The organism is Kineobactrum sediminis, from assembly GCF_002868715.1.
Classification (GTDB): domain Bacteria; phylum Pseudomonadota; class Gammaproteobacteria; order Pseudomonadales; family Halieaceae; genus Kineobactrum; species Kineobactrum sediminis.
In genome coordinates, this window is record NZ_PKLZ01000015.1 from 39,614 (window position 1) to 58,690 (window position 19,077).

At 52.2% G+C, this 19,077-nt stretch carries 23 protein-coding genes and 2 pseudogenes; 14 read left to right on the forward strand and 11 right to left on the reverse strand.

Translation table 11 applies throughout. The annotated features are described in order from the left end of the window. Positions 1–465: 465 nt before the first annotated feature. Positions 466–2,229, forward strand: coding sequence for an ATP-binding response regulator (locus tag CWI75_RS16490; protein WP_101522631.1), 1,764 nt, complete (start codon positions 466–468; stop codon positions 2,227–2,229). On the opposite strand, the gene CWI75_RS16495 is transcribed toward CWI75_RS16490, so the two are convergent. Next, complete coding sequence (locus CWI75_RS16495; protein WP_101522632.1) at positions 2,224–2,841, reverse strand: response regulator; 618 nt, start codon at positions 2,839–2,841, stop codon at positions 2,224–2,226. The two genes, CWI75_RS16490 and CWI75_RS16495, sit on opposite strands and share 6 nt — an antisense overlap. Positions 2,842–3,548: 707 nt before the next feature. After that, positions 3,549–4,388 carry a PEP-CTERM sorting domain-containing protein gene (locus CWI75_RS16505; protein ID WP_101522634.1) on the reverse strand — a complete coding sequence of 280 codons (840 nt, stop codon included), beginning with the start codon at positions 4,386–4,388 and terminating at the stop codon, positions 3,549–3,551. 788 nt (positions 4,389–5,176) lie between these two features. On the opposite strand from CWI75_RS16505, the gene CWI75_RS16515 reads away from it, so the two are divergent. Together CWI75_RS16515 and CWI75_RS16520 are read left to right on the forward strand one after the other, a co-directional pair. Then, positions 5,177–6,364, forward strand: a complete 1,188-nt coding sequence (locus CWI75_RS16515; RefSeq protein ID WP_101522635.1) for a lipase family alpha/beta hydrolase — start codon at positions 5,177–5,179, stop codon at positions 6,362–6,364. Beyond that, positions 6,346–6,600 (forward strand): hypothetical protein, encoded by a 255-nt coding sequence (locus CWI75_RS16520; protein WP_101522636.1) that lies wholly within the window; start codon positions 6,346–6,348, stop codon positions 6,598–6,600. Before CWI75_RS16515 ends, CWI75_RS16520 begins: the two co-directional genes overlap by 19 nt. Before the next feature lie 122 nt (positions 6,601–6,722). Here the strand turns inward: CWI75_RS16520 and CWI75_RS18740 are convergent, their stop codons facing one another. Further along, positions 6,723–7,049, reverse strand: a complete 327-nt coding sequence (locus tag CWI75_RS18740; RefSeq protein ID WP_101522692.1) for a PIN domain-containing protein — start codon at positions 7,047–7,049, stop codon at positions 6,723–6,725. A gap of 313 nt (positions 7,050–7,362) precedes the next feature. On the opposite strand from CWI75_RS18740, the pseudogene CWI75_RS16530 reads away from it, so the two are divergent. Beyond that, positions 7,363–7,584: pseudogene (locus tag CWI75_RS16530) on the forward strand (DUF4172 domain-containing protein); the annotation flags it as partial. A gap of 75 nt (positions 7,585–7,659) precedes the next feature. After that, the gene (locus tag CWI75_RS16535) at positions 7,660–8,403 is read left to right on the forward strand and encodes a Fic family protein (RefSeq protein WP_101522638.1); all 744 of its coding nucleotides are present in this window, start codon (positions 7,660–7,662) and stop codon (positions 8,401–8,403) included. A 217-nt stretch (positions 8,404–8,620) separates the two neighbouring features. On the opposite strand, the gene CWI75_RS16540 is transcribed toward CWI75_RS16535, so the two are convergent. Further along, positions 8,621–8,947, reverse strand: a complete 327-nt coding sequence (locus CWI75_RS16540; RefSeq protein ID WP_101522639.1) for a type II toxin-antitoxin system RelE/ParE family toxin — start codon at positions 8,945–8,947, stop codon at positions 8,621–8,623. Beyond that, complete coding sequence (locus tag CWI75_RS16545) at positions 8,944–9,225, reverse strand: type II toxin-antitoxin system Phd/YefM family antitoxin (RefSeq protein WP_101522640.1); 282 nt, start codon at positions 9,223–9,225, stop codon at positions 8,944–8,946. Before CWI75_RS16545 ends, CWI75_RS16540 begins: the two co-directional genes overlap by 4 nt. Positions 9,226–9,721: 496 nt before the next feature. Here CWI75_RS16545 and CWI75_RS16550 point away from each other — a divergent pair, with 496 nt between their 5' ends. Both CWI75_RS16550 and CWI75_RS16555 read left to right on the forward strand, forming a co-directional pair. After that, positions 9,722–10,021 carry a type II toxin-antitoxin system RelE/ParE family toxin gene (locus CWI75_RS16550; RefSeq protein ID WP_101522641.1) on the forward strand — a complete coding sequence of 100 codons (300 nt, stop codon included), beginning with the start codon at positions 9,722–9,724 and terminating at the stop codon, positions 10,019–10,021. A 3-nt stretch (positions 10,022–10,024) separates the two neighbouring features. Further along, positions 10,025–10,303 (forward strand): addiction module antidote protein, encoded by a 279-nt coding sequence (locus tag CWI75_RS16555; protein ID WP_101522642.1) that lies wholly within the window; start codon positions 10,025–10,027, stop codon positions 10,301–10,303. A 561-nt stretch (positions 10,304–10,864) separates the two neighbouring features. On the opposite strand, the gene CWI75_RS18745 is transcribed toward CWI75_RS16555, so the two are convergent. After that, on the reverse strand, positions 10,865–11,281 hold the full coding sequence (locus CWI75_RS18745) for a hypothetical protein (RefSeq protein WP_241521271.1): 417 nt from the start codon (positions 11,279–11,281) through the stop codon (positions 10,865–10,867). Here CWI75_RS18745 and CWI75_RS16565 point away from each other — a divergent pair. The 3 genes from CWI75_RS16565 (at position 11,280) to CWI75_RS16575 (ending at position 13,209) form a co-directional block, all read left to right on the forward strand. Beyond that, on the forward strand, positions 11,280–11,561 hold the full coding sequence (locus CWI75_RS16565; RefSeq protein ID WP_101522643.1) for a helix-turn-helix domain-containing protein: 282 nt from the start codon (positions 11,280–11,282) through the stop codon (positions 11,559–11,561). The two genes, CWI75_RS18745 and CWI75_RS16565, sit on opposite strands and share 2 nt — an antisense overlap. Before the next feature lie 90 nt (positions 11,562–11,651). Then, entirely contained in the window at positions 11,652–11,936 is a 285-nt protein-coding gene (locus CWI75_RS16570; RefSeq protein ID WP_101522644.1) for a DUF3375 family protein, read from the forward strand. Between the two features lie 748 nt (positions 11,937–12,684). Continuing rightward, a complete protein-coding gene (locus tag CWI75_RS16575; RefSeq protein ID WP_101522693.1) occupies positions 12,685–13,209 on the forward strand; it encodes a helix-turn-helix transcriptional regulator in 525 nt (174 codons plus the stop codon). Between the two features lie 734 nt (positions 13,210–13,943). Here the strand turns inward: CWI75_RS16575 and CWI75_RS16585 are convergent. The 4 genes and pseudogenes from CWI75_RS16585 to CWI75_RS16600 all read right to left on the reverse strand — a co-directional run. Beyond that, positions 13,944–14,312 (reverse strand): helix-turn-helix domain-containing protein, encoded by a 369-nt coding sequence (locus CWI75_RS16585; RefSeq protein WP_101522645.1) that lies wholly within the window; start codon positions 14,310–14,312, stop codon positions 13,944–13,946. 33 nt (positions 14,313–14,345) lie between these two features. Then, positions 14,346–14,648 (reverse strand): type II toxin-antitoxin system HigB family toxin, encoded by a 303-nt coding sequence (locus CWI75_RS16590; RefSeq protein ID WP_101522646.1) that lies wholly within the window; start codon positions 14,646–14,648, stop codon positions 14,346–14,348. A 359-nt stretch (positions 14,649–15,007) separates the two neighbouring features. Next, on the reverse strand, positions 15,008–16,108 hold the full coding sequence (locus CWI75_RS16595; protein ID WP_206604770.1) for an NAD(P)-dependent alcohol dehydrogenase: 1,101 nt from the start codon (positions 16,106–16,108) through the stop codon (positions 15,008–15,010). 142 nt (positions 16,109–16,250) lie between these two features. Further along, positions 16,251–16,499 (reverse strand): annotated as a pseudogene (locus tag CWI75_RS16600) (VIT1/CCC1 transporter family protein); the annotation flags it as partial. Positions 16,500–16,531: 32 nt separating this feature from the next. Here CWI75_RS16600 and CWI75_RS16605 point away from each other — a divergent pair. From CWI75_RS16605 to CWI75_RS16620, 4 genes are all read left to right on the forward strand, one after another. Next, positions 16,532–16,834, forward strand: coding sequence for a hypothetical protein (locus tag CWI75_RS16605; protein ID WP_101522648.1), 303 nt, complete (start codon positions 16,532–16,534; stop codon positions 16,832–16,834). 180 nt (positions 16,835–17,014) lie between these two features. Beyond that, positions 17,015–17,407 (forward strand): VOC family protein, encoded by a 393-nt coding sequence (locus CWI75_RS16610; RefSeq protein WP_101522649.1) that lies wholly within the window; start codon positions 17,015–17,017, stop codon positions 17,405–17,407. 78 nt (positions 17,408–17,485) lie between these two features. Continuing rightward, a complete protein-coding gene (locus CWI75_RS16615; RefSeq protein ID WP_101522650.1) occupies positions 17,486–17,731 on the forward strand; it encodes a VF530 family protein in 246 nt (81 codons plus the stop codon). A 4-nt stretch (positions 17,732–17,735) separates the two neighbouring features. Continuing rightward, entirely contained in the window at positions 17,736–17,996 is a 261-nt protein-coding gene (locus tag CWI75_RS16620; RefSeq protein ID WP_241521272.1) for a TIGR02450 family Trp-rich protein, read from the forward strand. A gap of 29 nt (positions 17,997–18,025) precedes the next feature. Here the strand turns inward: CWI75_RS16620 and CWI75_RS16625 are convergent, their stop codons facing one another. Continuing rightward, positions 18,026–18,781, reverse strand: a complete 756-nt coding sequence (locus CWI75_RS16625) for a hypothetical protein (RefSeq protein WP_101522651.1) — start codon at positions 18,779–18,781, stop codon at positions 18,026–18,028. Positions 18,782–19,077 lie beyond the last annotated feature (296 nt).

A 19,077-nucleotide genomic window follows, 5' to 3' on the forward strand; every position in this document is an offset into this window, starting at 1 on the left:
CGAACTTCTGGGCAAGAAGGTAACCATTTTCATGAGATTTTTTGAACATGGTATTTTTCATGGTATCAGCCAAATATCAAATCATAAGCTGCTGATAATAAAGTAAAAATATTACTTGTTGAGGATAGAGTGGGAGTGACCGGATTTGATGGGTAATGCCTGGCAGTGATGTGCAACAGTAGGCACTAAACCTATATAACCCGGCGTATTGCTGGTTTTTAGCCAGCGATAAAGGAGCCCAAGACCAGCAACTCAAAGCCCTCTTGCTGACAGAGATTTGCTCCCGAGCAACCACGCTGCCCGACTGTCGATTCGTTACTTGAAGATAGCTCACAGGATTCCTTTTTTTATATGGTAAGCTGACGTCACGCGAATCGTAAGTGTTAGCCGCTCAACCCGTGATGCCATGCACCACACAGCAGGGCTCGCCATCACTCTAGTGGGCTACGCGGTAACTGGAAGAGCATGCAGACACCCGGCACCGAACCAGCACTGGAAGACAAGCTTCGTGTAGAACAGGTCAAAACCCTGTTTGAATCCATGTACTCGCTGATGACCATTAATCTTATTGTCAGCGCATCTCTGGTTTTTGGGTTCTGGAACATCATCGACCACAAGGTGTTACTTATCTGGTTTGGTCTGATGCTGGGAATGCTCTTGCTACGTGGCACTCTCTATATCATTTACCAAAATCGCTTCAATCCAGAGCAAGTGAGTCGTTACAGTTTTTTCCTGGTCGCTGGCAGCGCCGTCGCGGGCGTGCTCTGGGGTGCGAGTGGCATTCTATTGTTTCCCTCGGGACAGCTGGACTACCAACTCTTTATATTGATGGCTTTGTTCGGAATGACCGGCGGTTCCACGTTTACCCTAAGCATATATCTGCCGACCTACTACGCGTTCTCACCGTTGGTGCTTGCGCCGATCACCGTCAAACTGCTTTCAACGGGGGAGACGATACACCTGACGATGGCGGTGGTCACGGTAGTTTTTTTTGCTGCACTCACTTTTTTCAATGCCAAGATCAGTCGGTCCTTCAAGGAGACGCTCCAACTGCGTTTTGCGAACCTTGATCTCATCGAGAAGCTTCAAGAGCAAAAGGACGAGGCTGAACGCGCTAACTCGGCTAAATCCAAATTTCTCGCCTCTGCCAGCCACGACCTTCGACAACCTCTTTACGCACTCAACCTGTTTGCGGCGGTTCTTGATGAAAGCGTCACCGACGAAAAAACCAGAAAAACAGTCTCGCAAATTAAATCTTCCGTGGATGCGCTACAGGAACAATTTGATACGTTGCTGGATATCTCGCAGCTCGATGCGGGGACCGTATCGGCTGAGAAAAATAACTTCTTTCTCAGCGATGTAGTGGGTCGCCTCGCCAACACCTTTTCCGTACAGGTAGAGAAAAAAGGGCTCGCGCTGTCTTTTGAAAATTGCAGCTACACCATCTTCAGCGACATGAAGCTTATCGAGCAAATACTTGGAAATTATCTTTCCAACGCATTGAGGTATACCACCCATGGTTCAATAACCATGCGGTGCACCGAGAAAGACGGCACATTGGTAGTCCAAGTCGCGGATACCGGAAAAGGCATCCCCGCCGAGTCCATTGAGCACATCTTCGGAGAGTTTGAGCAACTCGACAACAACGAACGGGATCGACAGAAGGGTTTTGGCCTGGGTCTCTCCATCGTCAAGCGCGCTGCAAAACTACTGGAACATAAAATTCACGTTGAATCTGAGCCCGGCAAGGGCTCGGTGTTTTCTATTATCATCGATGGCAATTACACCCGGTCCGTCTCAGAGATCATTTTTGCCCCGTCAGCACCGACATCTGCAGACACGCAACCACTGGTAGTCATCATTGACGATGAAGTGAGTATTCGTGAAGGTATTGCCGACCTTTTGGATCTATGGGGCTACCAGACAATATGCGCAGCCAACGGCGACCAGGCTATGGAGCGTCTAAGAACAGCCACGCACAAGCCAGACGCAATCATTTCTGACTTTCGGTTGAAAAATGAAGAAACAGGGATCGGTGTCATTCAGCGCATCCATACGGCCTTTCAAAGCGACATCCCGGCACTCATCGTTACCGGTGATATCGATAATGGGCGTTTACTCGCTTTAGCTGAGAGCGGCTACATCGTGCTCCACAAACCCGTAGCTCCGTCAAAGCTTCGTGCGTTTTTGCAGCCCCAAAACACACTAGAAAATCGTCAAAACCTATAATTCCAGTGACATTTTTTGAGCCTTCAATACGGCCTGGGTACGCGTTCTGACATGCAGCTCTTTAAAAATCCCACTGACGTGCATCTTGATGGTCGCCTCGGTGATCCCCAGAGCGTCGGCAATTTGTTTATTTATTTGGCCTTCTATCAGCAATTTCAAAACCTCCCGCTGCCGCGGGGTGAGTGATACGGCAGGACCAAGCTCAGTATCGCGCGCCACCTCATTCATCTCGGCCGGAAGATAGACCCCTCCAGCAAGCACAACGCGCACAGCCCCAAGCATTTGCTCTCCGGAGCTATCTTTGGGAACAAACCCCAAAGCCCCGCCGTCAAGGGCACGCCGCATATCAGTGACTTCTTTGGAGCCCGTCAGCACCATCACTGGCAGGGATTTGTGGTGTTTTCGCGCGTACTCAAGCACCGAGAAACCATCTTTATCTGCCAGGTGCAGGTCCAGCATCACCAAGTCCAGATCAATATTTTCCGCTAACACTGCCAGCGCGCTATCGTGGTCATTGGCCTCCAGTATCTCGACGCCGTCGTCAAGCTTTTGCAGGACCAACCTGAGACCTTCACAGAAAAGTCTGTGATCGTCCACAATCAAAATTTTCATAATTTCTGCTCATTGAGTGATAGCTGCGCTTCACGCGCCGACCGATTAGAGGCCGTGCTGTAAGCACAGTTATGAATATCTTTCGGTCACGGACACTGTAATATTTGCGCGGCGAAAATGCGCGTCTTTTATTAACGCCTGAGGTTGGCGACACCGACCGAGGCGATCTGAAAACATGCTGGCAGACGGCTTTTCGGAGCTTTGAGATACGGTGGGTCTGCAGCCGCTGCGGCGTATTTGTCAGGGTCATCGCATGTATCGAGGACCAGGACGTCATACCCGATAAGGCGGGGCAGGCTCTCGATCGAATACTGACTCACCTGGGAAGGACTCCAGCCCATAGCCAGCAAGGACGCCAGTGAAAACCGCATGGTAAGAGCGGTTGCGCGCGCTCGTTCAGGAGTGACCGGATAGGATTGGCATGCCCAACGCCGCGAACAGGATTCTCGGGGCAAAAGATGGAAACTTCGACAGGTCTGCAGGTCCAGTCAACAGAATCAGCGGGGGCGCCTACTCCCTATAGGGCCTTTATATATCCTATACCCAGTTGTGGGACTTGGGCGACTATCACCGCGGGTGCGCCAAAGTCACCTTCTAACGCGTACCGTTTAGCAAGCCCAAGGAGCACCGGAGTAAACCGGCACCCCTTGGGCATTGCACTCACGCGCTGGAACGTCGGGTTCCGGGGCGGTTTTCAAGTCATGAAGCTATGCGGCGCATTTCTTCCAGCGTTTCAATCCGATGATACCCGCCAATCCCGTCAGAAGAAGCAGGCCACTGGCTGGCGTCGGCACGGCGGATGGCGCTGGTGGCACAGGCGCAACGGTGACGGGTATGACGGTGACGGGTATGACGGGTATGACGGTAACGTCATATTCCACGAACAACCTGAAAGTTCCAGAAACATACCGATAAAAATCCCATTCATCATCACTGGTGCCGAAAAGGGAACCGCTCCATTGGTCTCGATAACGCAACTGAAAATTCTTTGAGATAGGCGAATCAGAAACGCTGAATGGACCCAGCTGGGTGTAACTACTTGACAATATCTCGCTTACACCTTCGCATCTACCATAGGTATCCCTGGAAGCAGCATTTTCGCACCTGACGCTGCGAAAACCTGATTTTTCGAAATCCCAAACACTATCTCCCCCAAGCCGCAGATCTAAACTCGTAAACCAGGAAGCTAGGCCTGTTGCATCTAATTCGCAGTCCCCAGGCCAATAAGTTAACAATCCCTCGCATCCGTCGATCCCATAGTCGTCGTCGGTCCCCTTTAAATTAAGGCTATCTTTGTACGAATGCTCTGCAAAGACGCGAATGCGTTCTATGGATTGTGACGCTGGGAAAAGCGGCCAACTGAAATTATAGTCCTGGCTGCAGGTTTCGTTGGCAGATACACCAACATACTCGGCAACACAATTGGCCCCACCTCCGAACTCGCCGATCTTTATCTCTACTTGTTCGACCAAGGTCATGAGGCCAGCATGAGACACTGAAACGAACGTAGTTATTAGTATTGCAAACACTATCTGTGTTGCTTTCATTACTGCTACCTTTTCCTTGATGTTTAAATTCCAAGTGGACATTTATTTTGATTTTAAAATACTTCTTAAACAGCATAGCGCTGATGAATGCATGCTGATATACGGCAAAGGTCGAGGTGGAGTACCAACTTTAGTCTGGGTTTGTAAAATATCCTGTGACGCTGATAAGCTCATTGCTGTCAGTGGTCAATCATCTTGAAATGCTAACTCTTGCCACCCCCCCTCTGTCAAATCGCCGGCGCAACAAGATCAAATGCCTGTACTGGGAAGAGTAGCGCGGTGGCGAGTCGAGGTTGGGCGTGGTCATGCCTGGGGTAAGAGTTACTGCCCCTACAATGACGATGAATGCCGCTGTGGTGAGTTCTGTATCGCAAGTGTGTGGAGCACGCCGAAAAGTCCCGGAAGTCATGCGCAAACTCATGCTTACCCACCGGGAGACATTCCCAATGCCGGTTCACGAGGGCAGCGCCTCGATCTGGCACCTGGCGGAAGTACTTGATTGGCTGAGGCTGCGAGGGGTGACATAAACTGCCCTGGGCCACATCGGTTATTGAGTGACTTGGGAACCGAGAGTTTGCTCGCCAACACGGCCCGTGGCAACTGGCAAATTGAGACTACTTCATCGACCCGGCAACGAAGCCGGGGCAATCCTGAGACTCCTTGACAGCTTCCCGCACCAGACCTCTCGAGTGCCCGTTCAGGCAGCGCAACTCGCCGGCATCAACTGGACCACACCGTCCCCGGCAAATGCGCTATGCTGAGAGGATGGCACCCCGGGAGGAGCAGTCATGGAAACAGGCAAGACCCTGCGCGGCGGCGCCCATCTGGTATTTGATACCGTCGACGGCGTTACCCATATCGTCGAGGGCATGTACCGCAACATAGCCGCCGGGGCATGGCCCCTGGGCAAGGCCCCGGAGGGCTCCGCACCGGGGATTGCCGGTTTTGTGCATCGCGCCATCCGCAAGGTCAACGGCGTCTCCCGCAGCGGCCTCGATATCGCCTTGCGACGGTTTTCGTCGCAGCTGGACAGCATGGCACCGCCGGGCCCCAACCGCGAGGCGATCATCGCCGCGCTGAATGGTGTCTGCGGCGATCACCTGGCGCGAACCGGCAATCCGCTGGCCATTCCAATGCGGTTGCGGGTCGGCCTGCCCGGGCAGGGCGACTGCAGCCGCAAACCGGGCCGTCGGCTGTTGATCGCCGTCCACGGCCTGAGCATGAACGACCGGGAGTGGACCTGGCAGAATCACAACCACAACCACATTGAGATCCTGGCCAGCCAGCAGGGCTTCACCCCGGTCTACGTCACCTACAACTCGGGGAAACATATTTCCTGGAACGGGCGGGAGCTGTCCGCGGCGCTCGCCGCATTGGTGGCCAGCTGGCCCGTACCGGTGCAGTCCATTACCTTCGTGGGTTTCAGCATGGGCGGGCTGGTGGCGCGCAGTGCCATGCACGTTGCGCAAGAGGAAGCACAGGGCTGGCTGGAACGGGTCGACAAGGCCGTGTACATGGGCACACCGCACCATGGCGCGGTGATGGAAAGGGGTGGTTTCTGGCTGCAGAAACTGCTCACCTACAGCCCCTATACCGCGCCATTTGCGGTACTTGGCAGAATTCGCAGCGACGGCATTACCGATCTGCGTCACGGCAACCTGCGCGACGACGACTGGCAACATCACGACGCACACAGCGACAACGCCGACTACCGGGTTCCCACGCCGCTGCCGCGGAACATCGAGCACTTTGCCATCGCCGCAACCCTGTCAAAAAAATCCGGGGAGCGAGCTGGTCGATTGCTGGGCGACGGCCTCGTACATCCCTCGAGTGCAACGGGAAGGCACGGCAACCCACAGTACGATCTTGCCCTGCAACCCGACCACACGCGCATTCTGTATGACCTCAGTCACCTGGCAATGCTGCGCGATCCACGGGTCACGGACCAGCTGACGGCATGGCTGGGCGCGATTTGACCTGGCTGAGCCTGACTTCCCTGCTGATTTTGCTCACCTGGGTGTATGGGTTGGTGGCTTTAGCCGTTGAAAACAGATGGCAAGACTATGGCATCTCAGAAACCGGTGTCTTGGTATTGCTGGCCTTAATCGTTTGGACCGTTGCGCTCAATGGTTTAAGGCAGCGGCCTGGCTTTGAAGACACGCAACTCGCTACTGTCGCCATGAATGATGAAGTTGGCATCAGCAGGCTTTAACGACAAAGACATATTTTTCAGCGAATCGATAGTGGACAGGGTTTTCCCAGAAAGAGTGTTAACGATCAGTTGCTATAAGAGTGGCGAAGAATTATCTCCACGGCCAAGTCAGGAATCGATGGCTAGTTCTGTAACCAGTTCTCTACTTTCAGTCCAGGAACCTGCGAGAATTCACCGATATTTGCAGTCACCACCGTAAGGTCATTCGCAAGGGCATGTGCAGCAATCAGTAGATCATTTGGCCCAATTGGTGTTCCCTGACGTGTGAGGTGATGTCGTAATGATGTGTACTGGTGGTCGGCGGGTGTTTCGAGTGGCAGGATTTCCAGTGCCGAGAGGATCAGGCCAACGCCCAGCGCAATTGCTGGGTTTTTTCGTTTCTGCGGGGCGCCTTTTGGTCTTGTTCCAGCGTTAGCCGGAATCCGTGACCGCCACGCTGCGAGCGCTATCGCTCAACGGTTGGATCGGGCTGCTACAAAGTGATGAGTGGCCAGGTGCAGCCGAAGTGGGACACCATCCATCGCCTGATGCACGCGTTGGGTGTGCACTTGTCGGTCGTGGCATAGGGCGTACCCTATCTCGCCAAATATCCCGTTGCGAATTCTTGATCGAGTATGGCGTTATTACGGGCTATAATCACGCCACATAACCGCCCAAAGATGGCGTGAATAAGTGCTACAATCCCGCCATGACAAAGTGGCAAGATCGACAGTTTGTACGGCATAAAGCAACCCTGAAAGGCGCGGCTCATGGACGTGCGGCATGAAATGGATATGGCAACAACCCGATTGGCCCGATTTCCGCTACGACGAGCTTGCTCTCGAACATCGGGAACTTGAATTTCGTCTTAATTCAGAGCGCCTGGCCGGCCATTTTGATGCGCTTCCAGTGGCGTCCCAAGAGGATGCCATGATTGATTTGATGCTTTAAGAAGCGATCAAAACCAGCGCCATTGAAGGCGAGGAACTGGATAGAGAATCGGTCAGATCATCGCTACTTTCTTTGATCAGATCGGATACGCTACCAGGCAAATCAGACCAGAAAGCGGCGGGGGCCGCGATGCTGCTGGTGGACGTTCGTAAAAGCTGGCAAATACCGTTGACACATCATCTGCTGGGCAAGTGGCAATCCATGGCCGTCCCGGAACAGCGCTACACGCCTATCCTGCGAGGTGCATACCGCAACGACCCTTCTCCAATGCAAATAGTGAGCGGGCCTTACGGTCGGGAAAAGGTTCACTATGAAGCGCCGCCGGCCACTCAGGTGCCTGAAGAGATGGCGAGATTCATCGCCTGGTACAACAAGATCAGTCCTTCGAAAAGTGATAAGAAGATACCAGGGATTGCCCGCGCAGGTATCGCACACCTCTGGTTCGAAGTGATTCATCCTTTCGATGACGGGAATGGGCGAGTTGGCAGGGCGATTGCCGACCATACGCTTTCGCAGTCTCTCGGCTATCCGACCACAGCTTGTCTTGCACAGGACATTGCCCGGGAAGAAGTGGATTTTGTGCTGGCCAAGACACGTTTTTATGAAGTCTATGGCGACGAGCTGAACGACCGGCAGGCCAGGATGGTGTCGCGGGTTTTTACTGAAGGACGACGCGGCTTTGAAGGTGGAATAACGACCAGAAAATATGAAGCCATCACCAAGTGTCCCAATCGAACGGCCAGCCGCGATCTTTCTGACCTGGTGACCAAGGGTATAATCATTCCTTTACCAGGTGGTGGTAGAACAACGCGCTACGAATTGACGATTGTTGAACCGACCCGGCCCGGCCTGGTCAGGGGAAGAAATAAATAACTGCTTGGGTTGGGGATTATTGTATCGATTAATACAAATTTTTAATCATGGTATTTTTCATGGTATTTCGTTGCCGTCAGTTTTTAACTTATTGATAATATTAGTAAGAAATCGCTCGTTGATAATCGAGTGGGAGTGACCGGCACTGGCAGGCAATAGCGACCTCAACAGTACTTGTTGCGAATCGAGAGTGGACTCGAATTTTTCAGCAATAGTCCTAACGAATTAGTCGTCGCTGAAGTAACGAGGGCATATCCCTTCGACCATCAAGAATGCAGTGAATGAATACGTCCTGACGGATTGCTTCATAGATGACGCGGTATGGCTTGAAGTAGACTTCCCGGTAGTTTGTAACACCGATTCGATCGAGTTCTGGTGGAACGTGCCCACGTTTGGGCAGTTCGGTAAGTCGCGAGCAGAGGGATTCTAACTGATCCAGTACGTAATCCGCATTCTCCGAAGAGTCGTGGAGAGCAATATAGCGGTAGATCTCGATGAGGTCCTGTTCGGCATCCGCAGTGAGTCGGACACGATAGCGTTTCACCCAGTAATTTCCTTGACGTGCTTTCGAACATCGGCAAAGGCTTTCTTAACAGGCTTGCTCCGGCCTTCCTGAATGCTTTTCGAGCTTTGGGCCAGCATCTTGAGTAGTGCCAGCGATTCCTGGGTTTGTTCATAACTGGCAATATCCTGGAGCACGGCCCTGGCTTCACCGTGTTGCGTTATTATCATGGTACGTTGACCTTCGCTGACGTCTCGCAGAACCTCGGCGGTATGGCTTTTCAAATAGCTAATGGGTCTGACCGATTCGCTCAGTTTCATTGCGTGTATTCCTTGGTGGTTCTAATGGTACTAAATATAGACCATATTAAGTACCATTGTAAAGGTGGCCACCTATGGTGTTTTCTGGGATGCTCAATTTGAAAAGTGGCGATGAGCAGCAAATTCTGAACATGGTATTTTCTATGGTATCGGCTCAGACGCCAATAATAACGGCATTGAAAATGAAGGACTTTTCAGCTCGTTTATAATCGGGTGGAGTGACCGGAATTGATGGGTAATGCCTGGTACTGATGGGCAACAGCAGGCACTAAACCTATATAACCGGGCGTAATTGCTGGGTTTTTTCGTTTCTGCGGAGTGCTTTTGGATCTTTTTTGGGCGCCGGTTGGTCGCGCTCTCATGGGCAGAAAAATAGTTTTTACATGGTATTTTTCATGGTATTGAGGCCCTTTTTCGCCATGATATACCCGGTGCCGGAGTCAATCACCTGTTGCGCCGTCTTGCCTTTTTGTAGCTCATAAGCTACATTGCGTGTATGCGTTATCACGTACTCACCACGGATCACTTCAACCGCTTGTTAGCCGGAATCCGTGATCGCCAAGCTGCGAGAGCTATCGCTCAACGGTTGGACCGGGCTGCTGCTGGCAATCTTGGGGATATTAAATCAGTAGGGCAGGGCGTCAGTGAAATGAGAGTTTTCGCAGGTCCTGGCTACCGGCTCTACTTTTCGATCCGTGACGGCGAACTTATCATCTTGCTGTGCGGTGGTAAAAAATCCAGTCAGTCACGCGACATTGCCCGTGCGCAACGAATATTGAGTGAAGTGGAGGTTTGAATCATGACTAAACTGACCGAATATAATCCTTTTGACCACTTGCTGGGCGAGGATGAGCTGTCCCAATACCTGACCGATGCCTACGAAGATGATGACCCTGCCGTATTCGTTGTGGCCCTGGGGCATGCCATTAAACACAAGGGTGTAGCCCAGGTTGCTGAAGCAGCTGGACTCAACCGCGAAAGCCTCTACAAAGTGATCAATGGCCAGGTGCAACCGAAGTGGGACACCATCCATCGCCTGATGCACGCGTTGGGTGTCCACTTGTCGGTCGCGGCATAGGGCGTACCCTATCTGGTGAAATATCCAAATGTGAAGCGTGTTGCGAAGCGATTTTGCGGAATTCTCTGATCATGGTATTTTTCATGGTATTTCGTTTCGGTAGATTTATAACCTATTGAAAATGTTCGCAAAAAATCGCCCATTGATAATCGAGTGGGAGTAGCCAGGCGTCTGGCACTGACTGGCACCTGCAGGCATCAAGGCACAGCAATCTCATATAACCAATAACTTATCCTTATTTCTGTCTGGCAGCATCTGGCACGGCCTTGCTTGCGTTCGTCCATATATAACCTGACCTGTTGATCTGTGATGTGCTTACCAGATACTGGACTCTCCTCGTGAGATCAGTGTCTGACCCTAGCAGATCAACCGGCCAAGCTAGTTGTCGCGGACCGGCCAAGTTAATTGTCGTCTAATACATGGTATTGCTGTGTTCAATATCAGCGCGGTGCTCCAATACCAAGGCATGCGTGCTGAGCCGTTCATGGTGTTCGTGGATGAGCATGTGCCACATCGGATTGGATGCGCTACCTCCGCTTTCTGTGCGTCAAAGTCGTGCAATCAAATTTCTAGCTTTCTTGGGGGAATCGAAAGCTTGCAAGCCGTACCAAATATGGTACGCTTTCTCGCATGGATGCCGATATGTCTCTTGAGGTGGTTTTTTACCGAACGGAATCGGGAAATGAGCCGGTTCGTGATTGGTTGCAGGGTCTGAGCAAACAGGACAAGAAGTCGATCGGTGGCGATATTAAGACGGTTTAATATGGGTGGCCTATCGGGATGCCAGTCGTGCGAAAAATGGATCCCGGCCTCTGGGAAATCCGATGCCGGCTGGATCAGCGTATCGCTCGAATCCTGTTTACGGTAAAGGGTGAACGGATGATTCTGTTGCATGGCTTTATTAAAAAGTCCCAGAAGACGCCTCAGGCAGATCTGCAATTGGCTAAAGATCGCAAAGCCAACCTGGAGAGGTGACATGAGTAAACACATTGGCAGTAACTTCGATGATTTTCTGGAAGAGGAAGGTTTGCTTGCGGAAGCGGAAGCCATTGCCGTTAAACGTTTGCTTGCCTTTCAACTCGAGGAATTGATGAAGGCGCAGAAACTCAACAAGACTCAACTGGCGAGGCGGATGAAGACCAGTCGATCCGCACTGGAGCGGTTGCTTGATCCTGATAATCCTTCGGTGACACTGCTGACCCTGGAGCGTGCAGCCAGAGCGCTGGGTAAGAACATCAGAATTGAAATCGCAGCTTAAGGCATAGGGGGGCTGGCGGACTGATGATTAGAATAGAGGATATGTGAGTGATTCTTGTGAATAGTTCGCAACATTACCTATGAGGATATTGTGAATTTTTCCGGCTGGCTGGCAAGGTTTCGCCGCTTACAGGATGAACACACAACCTGGAAACTGTTGCACGCGGACAATGCCCCCGTCATCCTTGCATTCATTGCCAATCTGTTCGCAGAAGAGAATGAGGTCCCCTTTGCGAGGGCGCGGATAGCGCTGGATGCGGAACTGGCGCGTGGGCGGGAGCTGGGTTACTGGCAAAGCGAAAGCGGGGCTGGCATCCAGGTGGAATACCTGACAATCTTTTTTTACAGCGCTTCTAGTAAGAAATGGTATCCCTAAAACGTACTGTATCGCCAGTTATGGCATTAATCATGATTTCATAAGCGCTTACAGACACTCTATAGACTGGAACATAGGTACCATCTTTGGGATCAGCTAATTACAAATCCTTCACGGTGCGGGCTAAAGGGGCCTGATATCGAACGGCCAAGCCACTCTTTTTCAGCAAGATCCAGCAAGACCTGTTCTGACAACCACCCCCTCGGGTCGAACTCCGGATTACCAGGGTTAGCGGTAATAATGTTCCCGGAGATTACGTTCCCATATTCGTAAGTGTCTAGGTACGAAGCAGATTCGAGTGGTCTTTCGCCGCAGGAAGAGTGGCGCCTGCATGCTGCGGTAGTGGGCTCATAAGCTCGATGCGGAAGCGGGAGGGGGCAGGTATATTCCGTCCCTAATGCAGCAAAGCATGTCGGTTCCGGCCAGGGTTGTCGATTGACAACTTCGGCCGGCGTCCCCATACTGAAGCCAAGGAATGACTCGTCCAGCACATCCGAAAAAAGAGATTGAATTTGCGCTCAGGCATGCAGAAAAAGAGGGGTGGCGAGTCGAGGTTGGGCGTGGTCATGCCCGGGGCAAGATTTACTGCCCCTACAATGACGATGAATGCCGCTGTGGTGAGTTCTGTATCGCGAGTGTTTGGAGCACGCCGAAAAGTCCCGGAAGTCATGCGCGAGCGTTGCTCAGGGTCGTGGACAAGTGTTCCAGTCACCGGCGCCGGGATGGGATGGAACAAGAGGATTGTGCTGTGGAATATATTTTTACGCTGAAATACCAACTGCTGGACCGCGACTGTGACCCGGATGCACTGGTAGAACGCCTTGGTGCTGGCGGTTGTGACGACGCCCTTGTCGGTTTGGGGCAGCCCGGTCGACTGGCACTGGAATTTTCCCGGATGGCGGTTAGCGCGGAGGAGGCGGTGCATACCGCGCTTGCTGATGTTAAAGGTGCGGTTCCTTCAGCGCGCCTGATCGAGGCCTCGCCGGATTTTGTTGGCCTGACGGATGTCGCGGACCTCGTGGGCATTTCCCGGCAGGCAATGCGCAAACTCATGCTTACCCACCGGGAGACATTCCCAATGCCGGTTCACGAGGGCAACGCCTCGATCTGGCACCTGGCGGAAGTACTTGATTGGCTGAGGCTGCGAGGGGGCTACCAGATTGATAATAAAATACTGGAAACCGCAAGAGTGGCGCTGGAAGTAAACATCGCTAAGGAAGCAATCCGGCACCCGGTGAGTAACCAGGAAAAGATGGAGTTGTTGACGGCGTAGCTGGCAGGCAAAGCTCCTGGGGGTTGGCTGACAGCCCCTGAGTGCGGTTTTGCGTGTTATTTCCAGGGAATTTTTGATCATGGTATCTCGTTATCGTAGATTACATAACCTGTTGAAAATATAAGCAAAAAATCGCCCATTGATAATCGAGTGGGAGTAGCCAGTATTCTTAACTCTTTGAAATATATGAAAAAATAAATCTAGTTGACGATCTATTCTGCATTATTCGAGATTATTGAGTCTCTGAAGTTAACTGATATTCCGGCCCTACAATAGGGCTTTCTACTCTTCAGGGACTGCGTTGAGTTGTAGAGAGCGGCGATACCATGAGAGACACATTGATGCTGGCATGGTGTCAGAGAATTTGAAAGGCATGAGCTCTGGAGTGATCCGGAAATCTGCTATACCAGTTTAGCGTCAATTTTCTTTGCGACGTAGATGCAGGTTGATTCGCTAGCGAAGTGGACCGTATAGCCCATCGTCTTGTAGCTTTTCTCGCGCTTATGGAACATGCGCTGGAGCATGGGGAGGCCGCAGTCGACATAGTCGTGAATCGTCACGCGTACTTTACTGTCTGATTCCCGATGAATTCTGCCCGCATACTGCGCCAGCGAGCCTTTCCACGCGATTGGCATGGCGAGAAACAGGGTGTCCAGCCCAGGCAGGTCAAAAGCCCTCGCCCACGTTGAAATTTATCTCCATTGCCGCGAAGCTTCCCTTCTTCTGAAGAGCGATTAGGCATGAACCTGAGGCGGTTTGATCAGCGACTCAGCAGGGATACCCAAGCCTTCGTGTAGATTCCAGATCATCTTCAAAGTCAGCGAACGCTTGTGATTGAGGATCTCATAAACACGATTACTTTTGCCGATCATCGGCTCCAGGTCTTTTACGGTTAAGCCCTTGCGTTCCATTTCGAACTTGATCGCTTCAACAGGATCAGGCAAATCCATCGGGAAATGCTTGGCTTCATAAGCTTCAATAAGCGTGACCATGACATCCAGCTTTTCGCCTTCTGGGGTGTCTGGCCCCGCCATCATCAGAGCTTCAATTTCTTTTAATGCCGCGCGGTAATCGGCATCAGTTTTAATCGGTTTGATGTCCATGGTTAATACCTTTAAATGTTACCTTTGGGGCAGTTAAATGGTTTGCACGTCAATTTTGTCGTATTGCACATGGGTGCCAATAAAGCGGACGTATACGATCCTGTAGGTGTAGTTGATCCACACGACAAGTCGATACTTGTTCCCCGCAATATTGAACACCACACGGCCATCTTTAAGGGTACTGGCATTCCCGAAGTCCTGCTTTACCTCGGCAGGTGAACTCCAGTCGGCATGCAAGGCAAGGCGGTACCAAGCCAATGTTGGCTCCTTGGCATCCTGATATTCCGGGTTCTCTTCCCAGAAGGCTTTCAGTGTCGACAGTGCGATGATTCTCATGTACTCGGCATGCTAGTCCCAAAATGGGACTTTGGCAACGGCTTTGTTGGCCATACGCAGATAGTGGCTAATATCATCAACCTGTATATCCTTTCGAAACAGTGTTCAAATGAGAGCTTCAGCTCTTATGGATCTGTGGAGAAATAAAACTTTTTGAAGAAATTTCTGAGCATGGTATTTCGTTGCCGCCAGTTTTTAACCCATTGATAATATTGGCAAAAAAACCTCATTGATAACCGAGGGAGAGTGACCGGAATTGATGGGTAATGCCTGCTACTAGCTCGCGTCACAGCTGAGGCTTCAAGATCACGCAGCTGAGCGATAAACTGCCGGCGTTTCCGCTCACAACTGACCACACGCTATTCGACATTGATAATGATCTTGCCGCGGGCGCGACCGGTTTCGGAATAGGCGATTGCCTCCGGTACCTGGGCCAGGCTGTAGCGGCGGTCGATCACTGAACGGACCTTGCCCTCGCTCATCAACTTCGCCACCGCCTCCAGGTCATCGCGACGCAGGGTCGCCGTGAAAGTGGCAAGCTCCTGGTCGACAAAGTTGTTATAGAGCGCTGCCTTTATCGGCCCGATCATCGGCGCAATCCAGTCACCCTTGGCGCCGCCGACAATCACCAGCCTCCCGTTAGGGGTCAGCATTGCGCTATTGTCGAGCGGCGAGTGGTTGCCCACCATATCCACAATCAGGTCGTACTGTTCACCACTGTCGGTGTAGTTTTCTTCCTTGTAGTTGATGACATGGTCCGCGCCGAGGGAGCGCACCAGTTCAAGATTGCGGCCACTGCTTACGCCCGTCACTTTGGCGCCCATCGCCTTGGCGATCTGCACGGTGTAAGTGCCAACGCCACCGGATGCACCGTTAACCAGTATCTTCTGTCCCGGCCGCAACTGACCATGGTCGCGCAGCGCCTGCATCGCCGTCACGGCCGCGATCGGAACAGCGGCGGCATCCTCAAAGCTCACAGTGTCCGGTATCAGGGCGATGGCCCGGTCCTCCGGTGTTAACAGGTATTCGGCAAATGCGCCGCTGCGGCCGCCGAACACCCTGTCGCCTGGCTTGAGGCGGGTCACCTTGCTGCCGACCGCCTCAACCGTCCCGGCAAAGTCGACGCCCATGCGCGGGTCGCTGGGGGCGCCGATACCTGAGAACAGGCGAATGAAGTAGGGTGTGCCGCGCATGTAGTGCCAGTCCAGGGGATTGACCGATGCGGCGTGTACCTTGATAAGCACCTCTTCGTCACCCGGCGCGGGCATGTCGACGTCTGCAAGTGCCAGCAGATCCGGCGCCCCATAACAGACATGCTGAACGGACTGGTAGACCGTTTCAGAGGCTGGCTCCGACGGTGTAAGGCAGGAAAATTCATAGCTGATAGTAAGCGCCAGGGCGGCCAGCGCAAGGAACAGTAGGCCAAACACGCCTCCGCCGATCTTGTAACGTAATTTCATGGGAAGTCTCTCCTATCCGGCATATCCAGAATGACAGCCGTGCCGGAGGACCTTGCCGGTGCGGCATTGCTATGGTGTTATACTCTACCATAGCACCACAATGGGATGCGCACAAGCAATCGCTTTAACGGGATGGAAATGTTTACCCGCAATATGGGGAACCATGAACATGCACTGTTGGAGCCCCCTGCGCGAGTTGTTCAGGACGAAGTGCGACGCCCGGCGCTATGAATATGGGTTCTACCCAATTAACAATGGGATGGACTCGGTAGTCACTGGTCGCCATGGAAAAACCATCAGCCAGCAGGGATGCAAAGCCAAGAATCAGAACCACCGTGGACGACAGGGATGCACCCGTGACGCCCGCGACAATGGCAAAGGTGGTGATAAGGCCATCGTTTCCCCATAAATGAGGTCCGACAGATGCTTTCTGATCAGGCCGTCAGCCGCTTTCCCGCTCTGGTTTTCGCTTTCGCCGTTGTCCTTTACGTTTTTAGCCGTTCGGTTTCCGCCACCGCTTTCGGTAGTCATGAAGACATTGTCGCCAAAAGGTTGGCGTTTGTAGTCATTGAGCCGAAAACCAGTGCCAGTGAAGCTATGGCGGCAAGTGGTCCGACCATATCGCGGTTTTTCGTGAACGACCTTTTCAAGGTGTTTGTGCCCCATGCAGGTAAGAAATATCAGAGAAATGAGTGCGCGCAGCGAAGGCCTCCTGCTTGTTATTGAAAACAAAAATAAGAGCCCTCAAGTAAATACCCTTATTGATAATCGAGCGTCTGGTGAGCGGAGTCTTGTGTACTCGATGTTTGGCAGTGACCTCCTGCGGAGTCTGCGGTAGGATACGCGCGCGATGCAGTACAGAAGTCGCGGCGCAACACATTTCACGACACACACGGAGAAAGCACTATGCTGAATCATGTCATGATTGGCTCTGGCAATATCGAAAAGTCGAAAAGCTTTTATAACGCTGTCCTGGGTGTTCTTGGCGCAGGCGCACCTATGGAACACAAAAACGACACGGGGAATACCCGGTTGTTTTACATCCATGATGGCTCCACCTTCAGTGTCAGTGAGCCAATCAACGGCGAGCCGGTGACCACCGCCAATGGTTCCACTATCGGATTCCTGTGCAAATCGCCTGAGCAGGTCAAGGAACTCCACGATGTGGCTGTCGCCAATGGCGGTACCAGCGTGGAAGATCCGCCTGGCCCCCGTGAAAGCACCATGGGCGTAATGCACCTGTGCTACTTCCTCGACCCGGACGGCCACAAGATCTGTGGCATTCACTGGCCGAGCTGAGTCGGTCGCCACGAATTTCACGACGACGCAGGTGGCATACCCACAAAGGATTTTGACCCGGCGCGGGAGATACCATGCATGAGTAGCGAACAACCCAAGAACCCCCTGCATGGCATAACGATTGAGACGGCGTTAACCAGGCTGGTGGAGCATTACGGCTGGGAAGGCCTGGCGCAGAGAATTGATGTGAATTGCTTCAAGAATGATCCGTCCATCAAGTCATCACTGACATTTTTGCGCAAAACGCAATGGGCGCGAGACAAGGTTGAGCGTCTGTATCTTTCTACATTTGACCAGCAATCTCCATGGGGGCGTTCCAGGTAGTCTGTTGCTCAAGGCGAACGAGAGCGATAAAAGGCTTGGCGAAGAGACTATGAACAAGATAAACCCTCTAAAATTGCGCAACAGCAAATGGACCGCGGTAACGCCAGCGGACAAGGAAAAACACTTCATCGTCTCTGAGGTTGAATATGACGAAGAGGACGTGGTGATTTCCTGCTCAATTGAAGCGGTCATGTCAAGGCGATCAACGCCGATAGATTGGCACGACCTGAAGGACGACGGGCGCTGGCTACATGGATGGCAGTAAAGTTAAGCGGTTCAGAAGAGCTGCTTCCCCTAAAGCAGGGGGTTGCGATTGTTCACAGGTTTGGTTCGAAAGCCGGCAATGTCAGCGGCCTTAAAGGAAACGTTGTCGCAGTTTAGCGTATAGGGTCCTGGCGGACGGAAGGTGAACAAACCCTCGAACCTAACTGTCACTGACGCTGTAATGGACGGCTTCGGTAGCTTGCGCACCGAGACGTTGCCGTCGATGGTTCCCGCCATTCGCACCGCGTTCGGATCACGGGACGACAATGGCTCACGCTCCGTTATGCTCACTTGTAATGGCGGAAGCTGTTTTCCACTCAACATGTCACGTGAACCAAAAGACTGACTCTCAATAGTCGACGTCATGGAAGCATTAATGGTCGTGGTTGTCGGGCCTTTGCCCCCGAAGGGCAGTGGCTCGTTGAAAGTCCAGACCATCATGGTACGTTTGGTATGGTCCGTCGAACTGCCAAGAAACCGAATGCCCTCATAACCACTCTCACCCAGTGAAAGCACAAGCCCGCCCTGTTCGCCACTAAACGTATATGAGGCGTCAGCGCCATTGGATAGAGTAGCTTCGAATACGCAGGAAGCATCGTTGGCGTTTGTAGTCATTGCGCCGAAAATGAGTGACAGGGAGGCTATGGCAGCAAGTGGTCCAATGAGATCGCGGTTTTTTATGATAGATTTTTTCAAGGTGTTTGTGCCCCCATGCAGGTAAGAAATATCAGAGAAATGAGTGCGCGCAGCGAAGGCCGCCTGTTTGTTATCGAAAACACCTACCAAGAATCGGATTTTCCGTGAAAGGCTAATCTTGATTTACAAAACTTGGCGCGATGAAAACCGTAGCACACAAATTTTGAAAAATGAACTTTTCTTAACCAATGGGTGTAAAAGCGTGGCACATTACAGAGGTCGCGGCGTAACACATTTCAGGATATACACGCTGGCTACATGGATGGCAGTAGTATTCAAGGGTTCAGAAGAAGCCATCACAGTAATATCGACGCGTCACAACAAGACCCTGCCTCTTGATGGACAGCGCCTGTTGCCAGTGTCCCCGGAGCTGCCGAAAGCCAGCC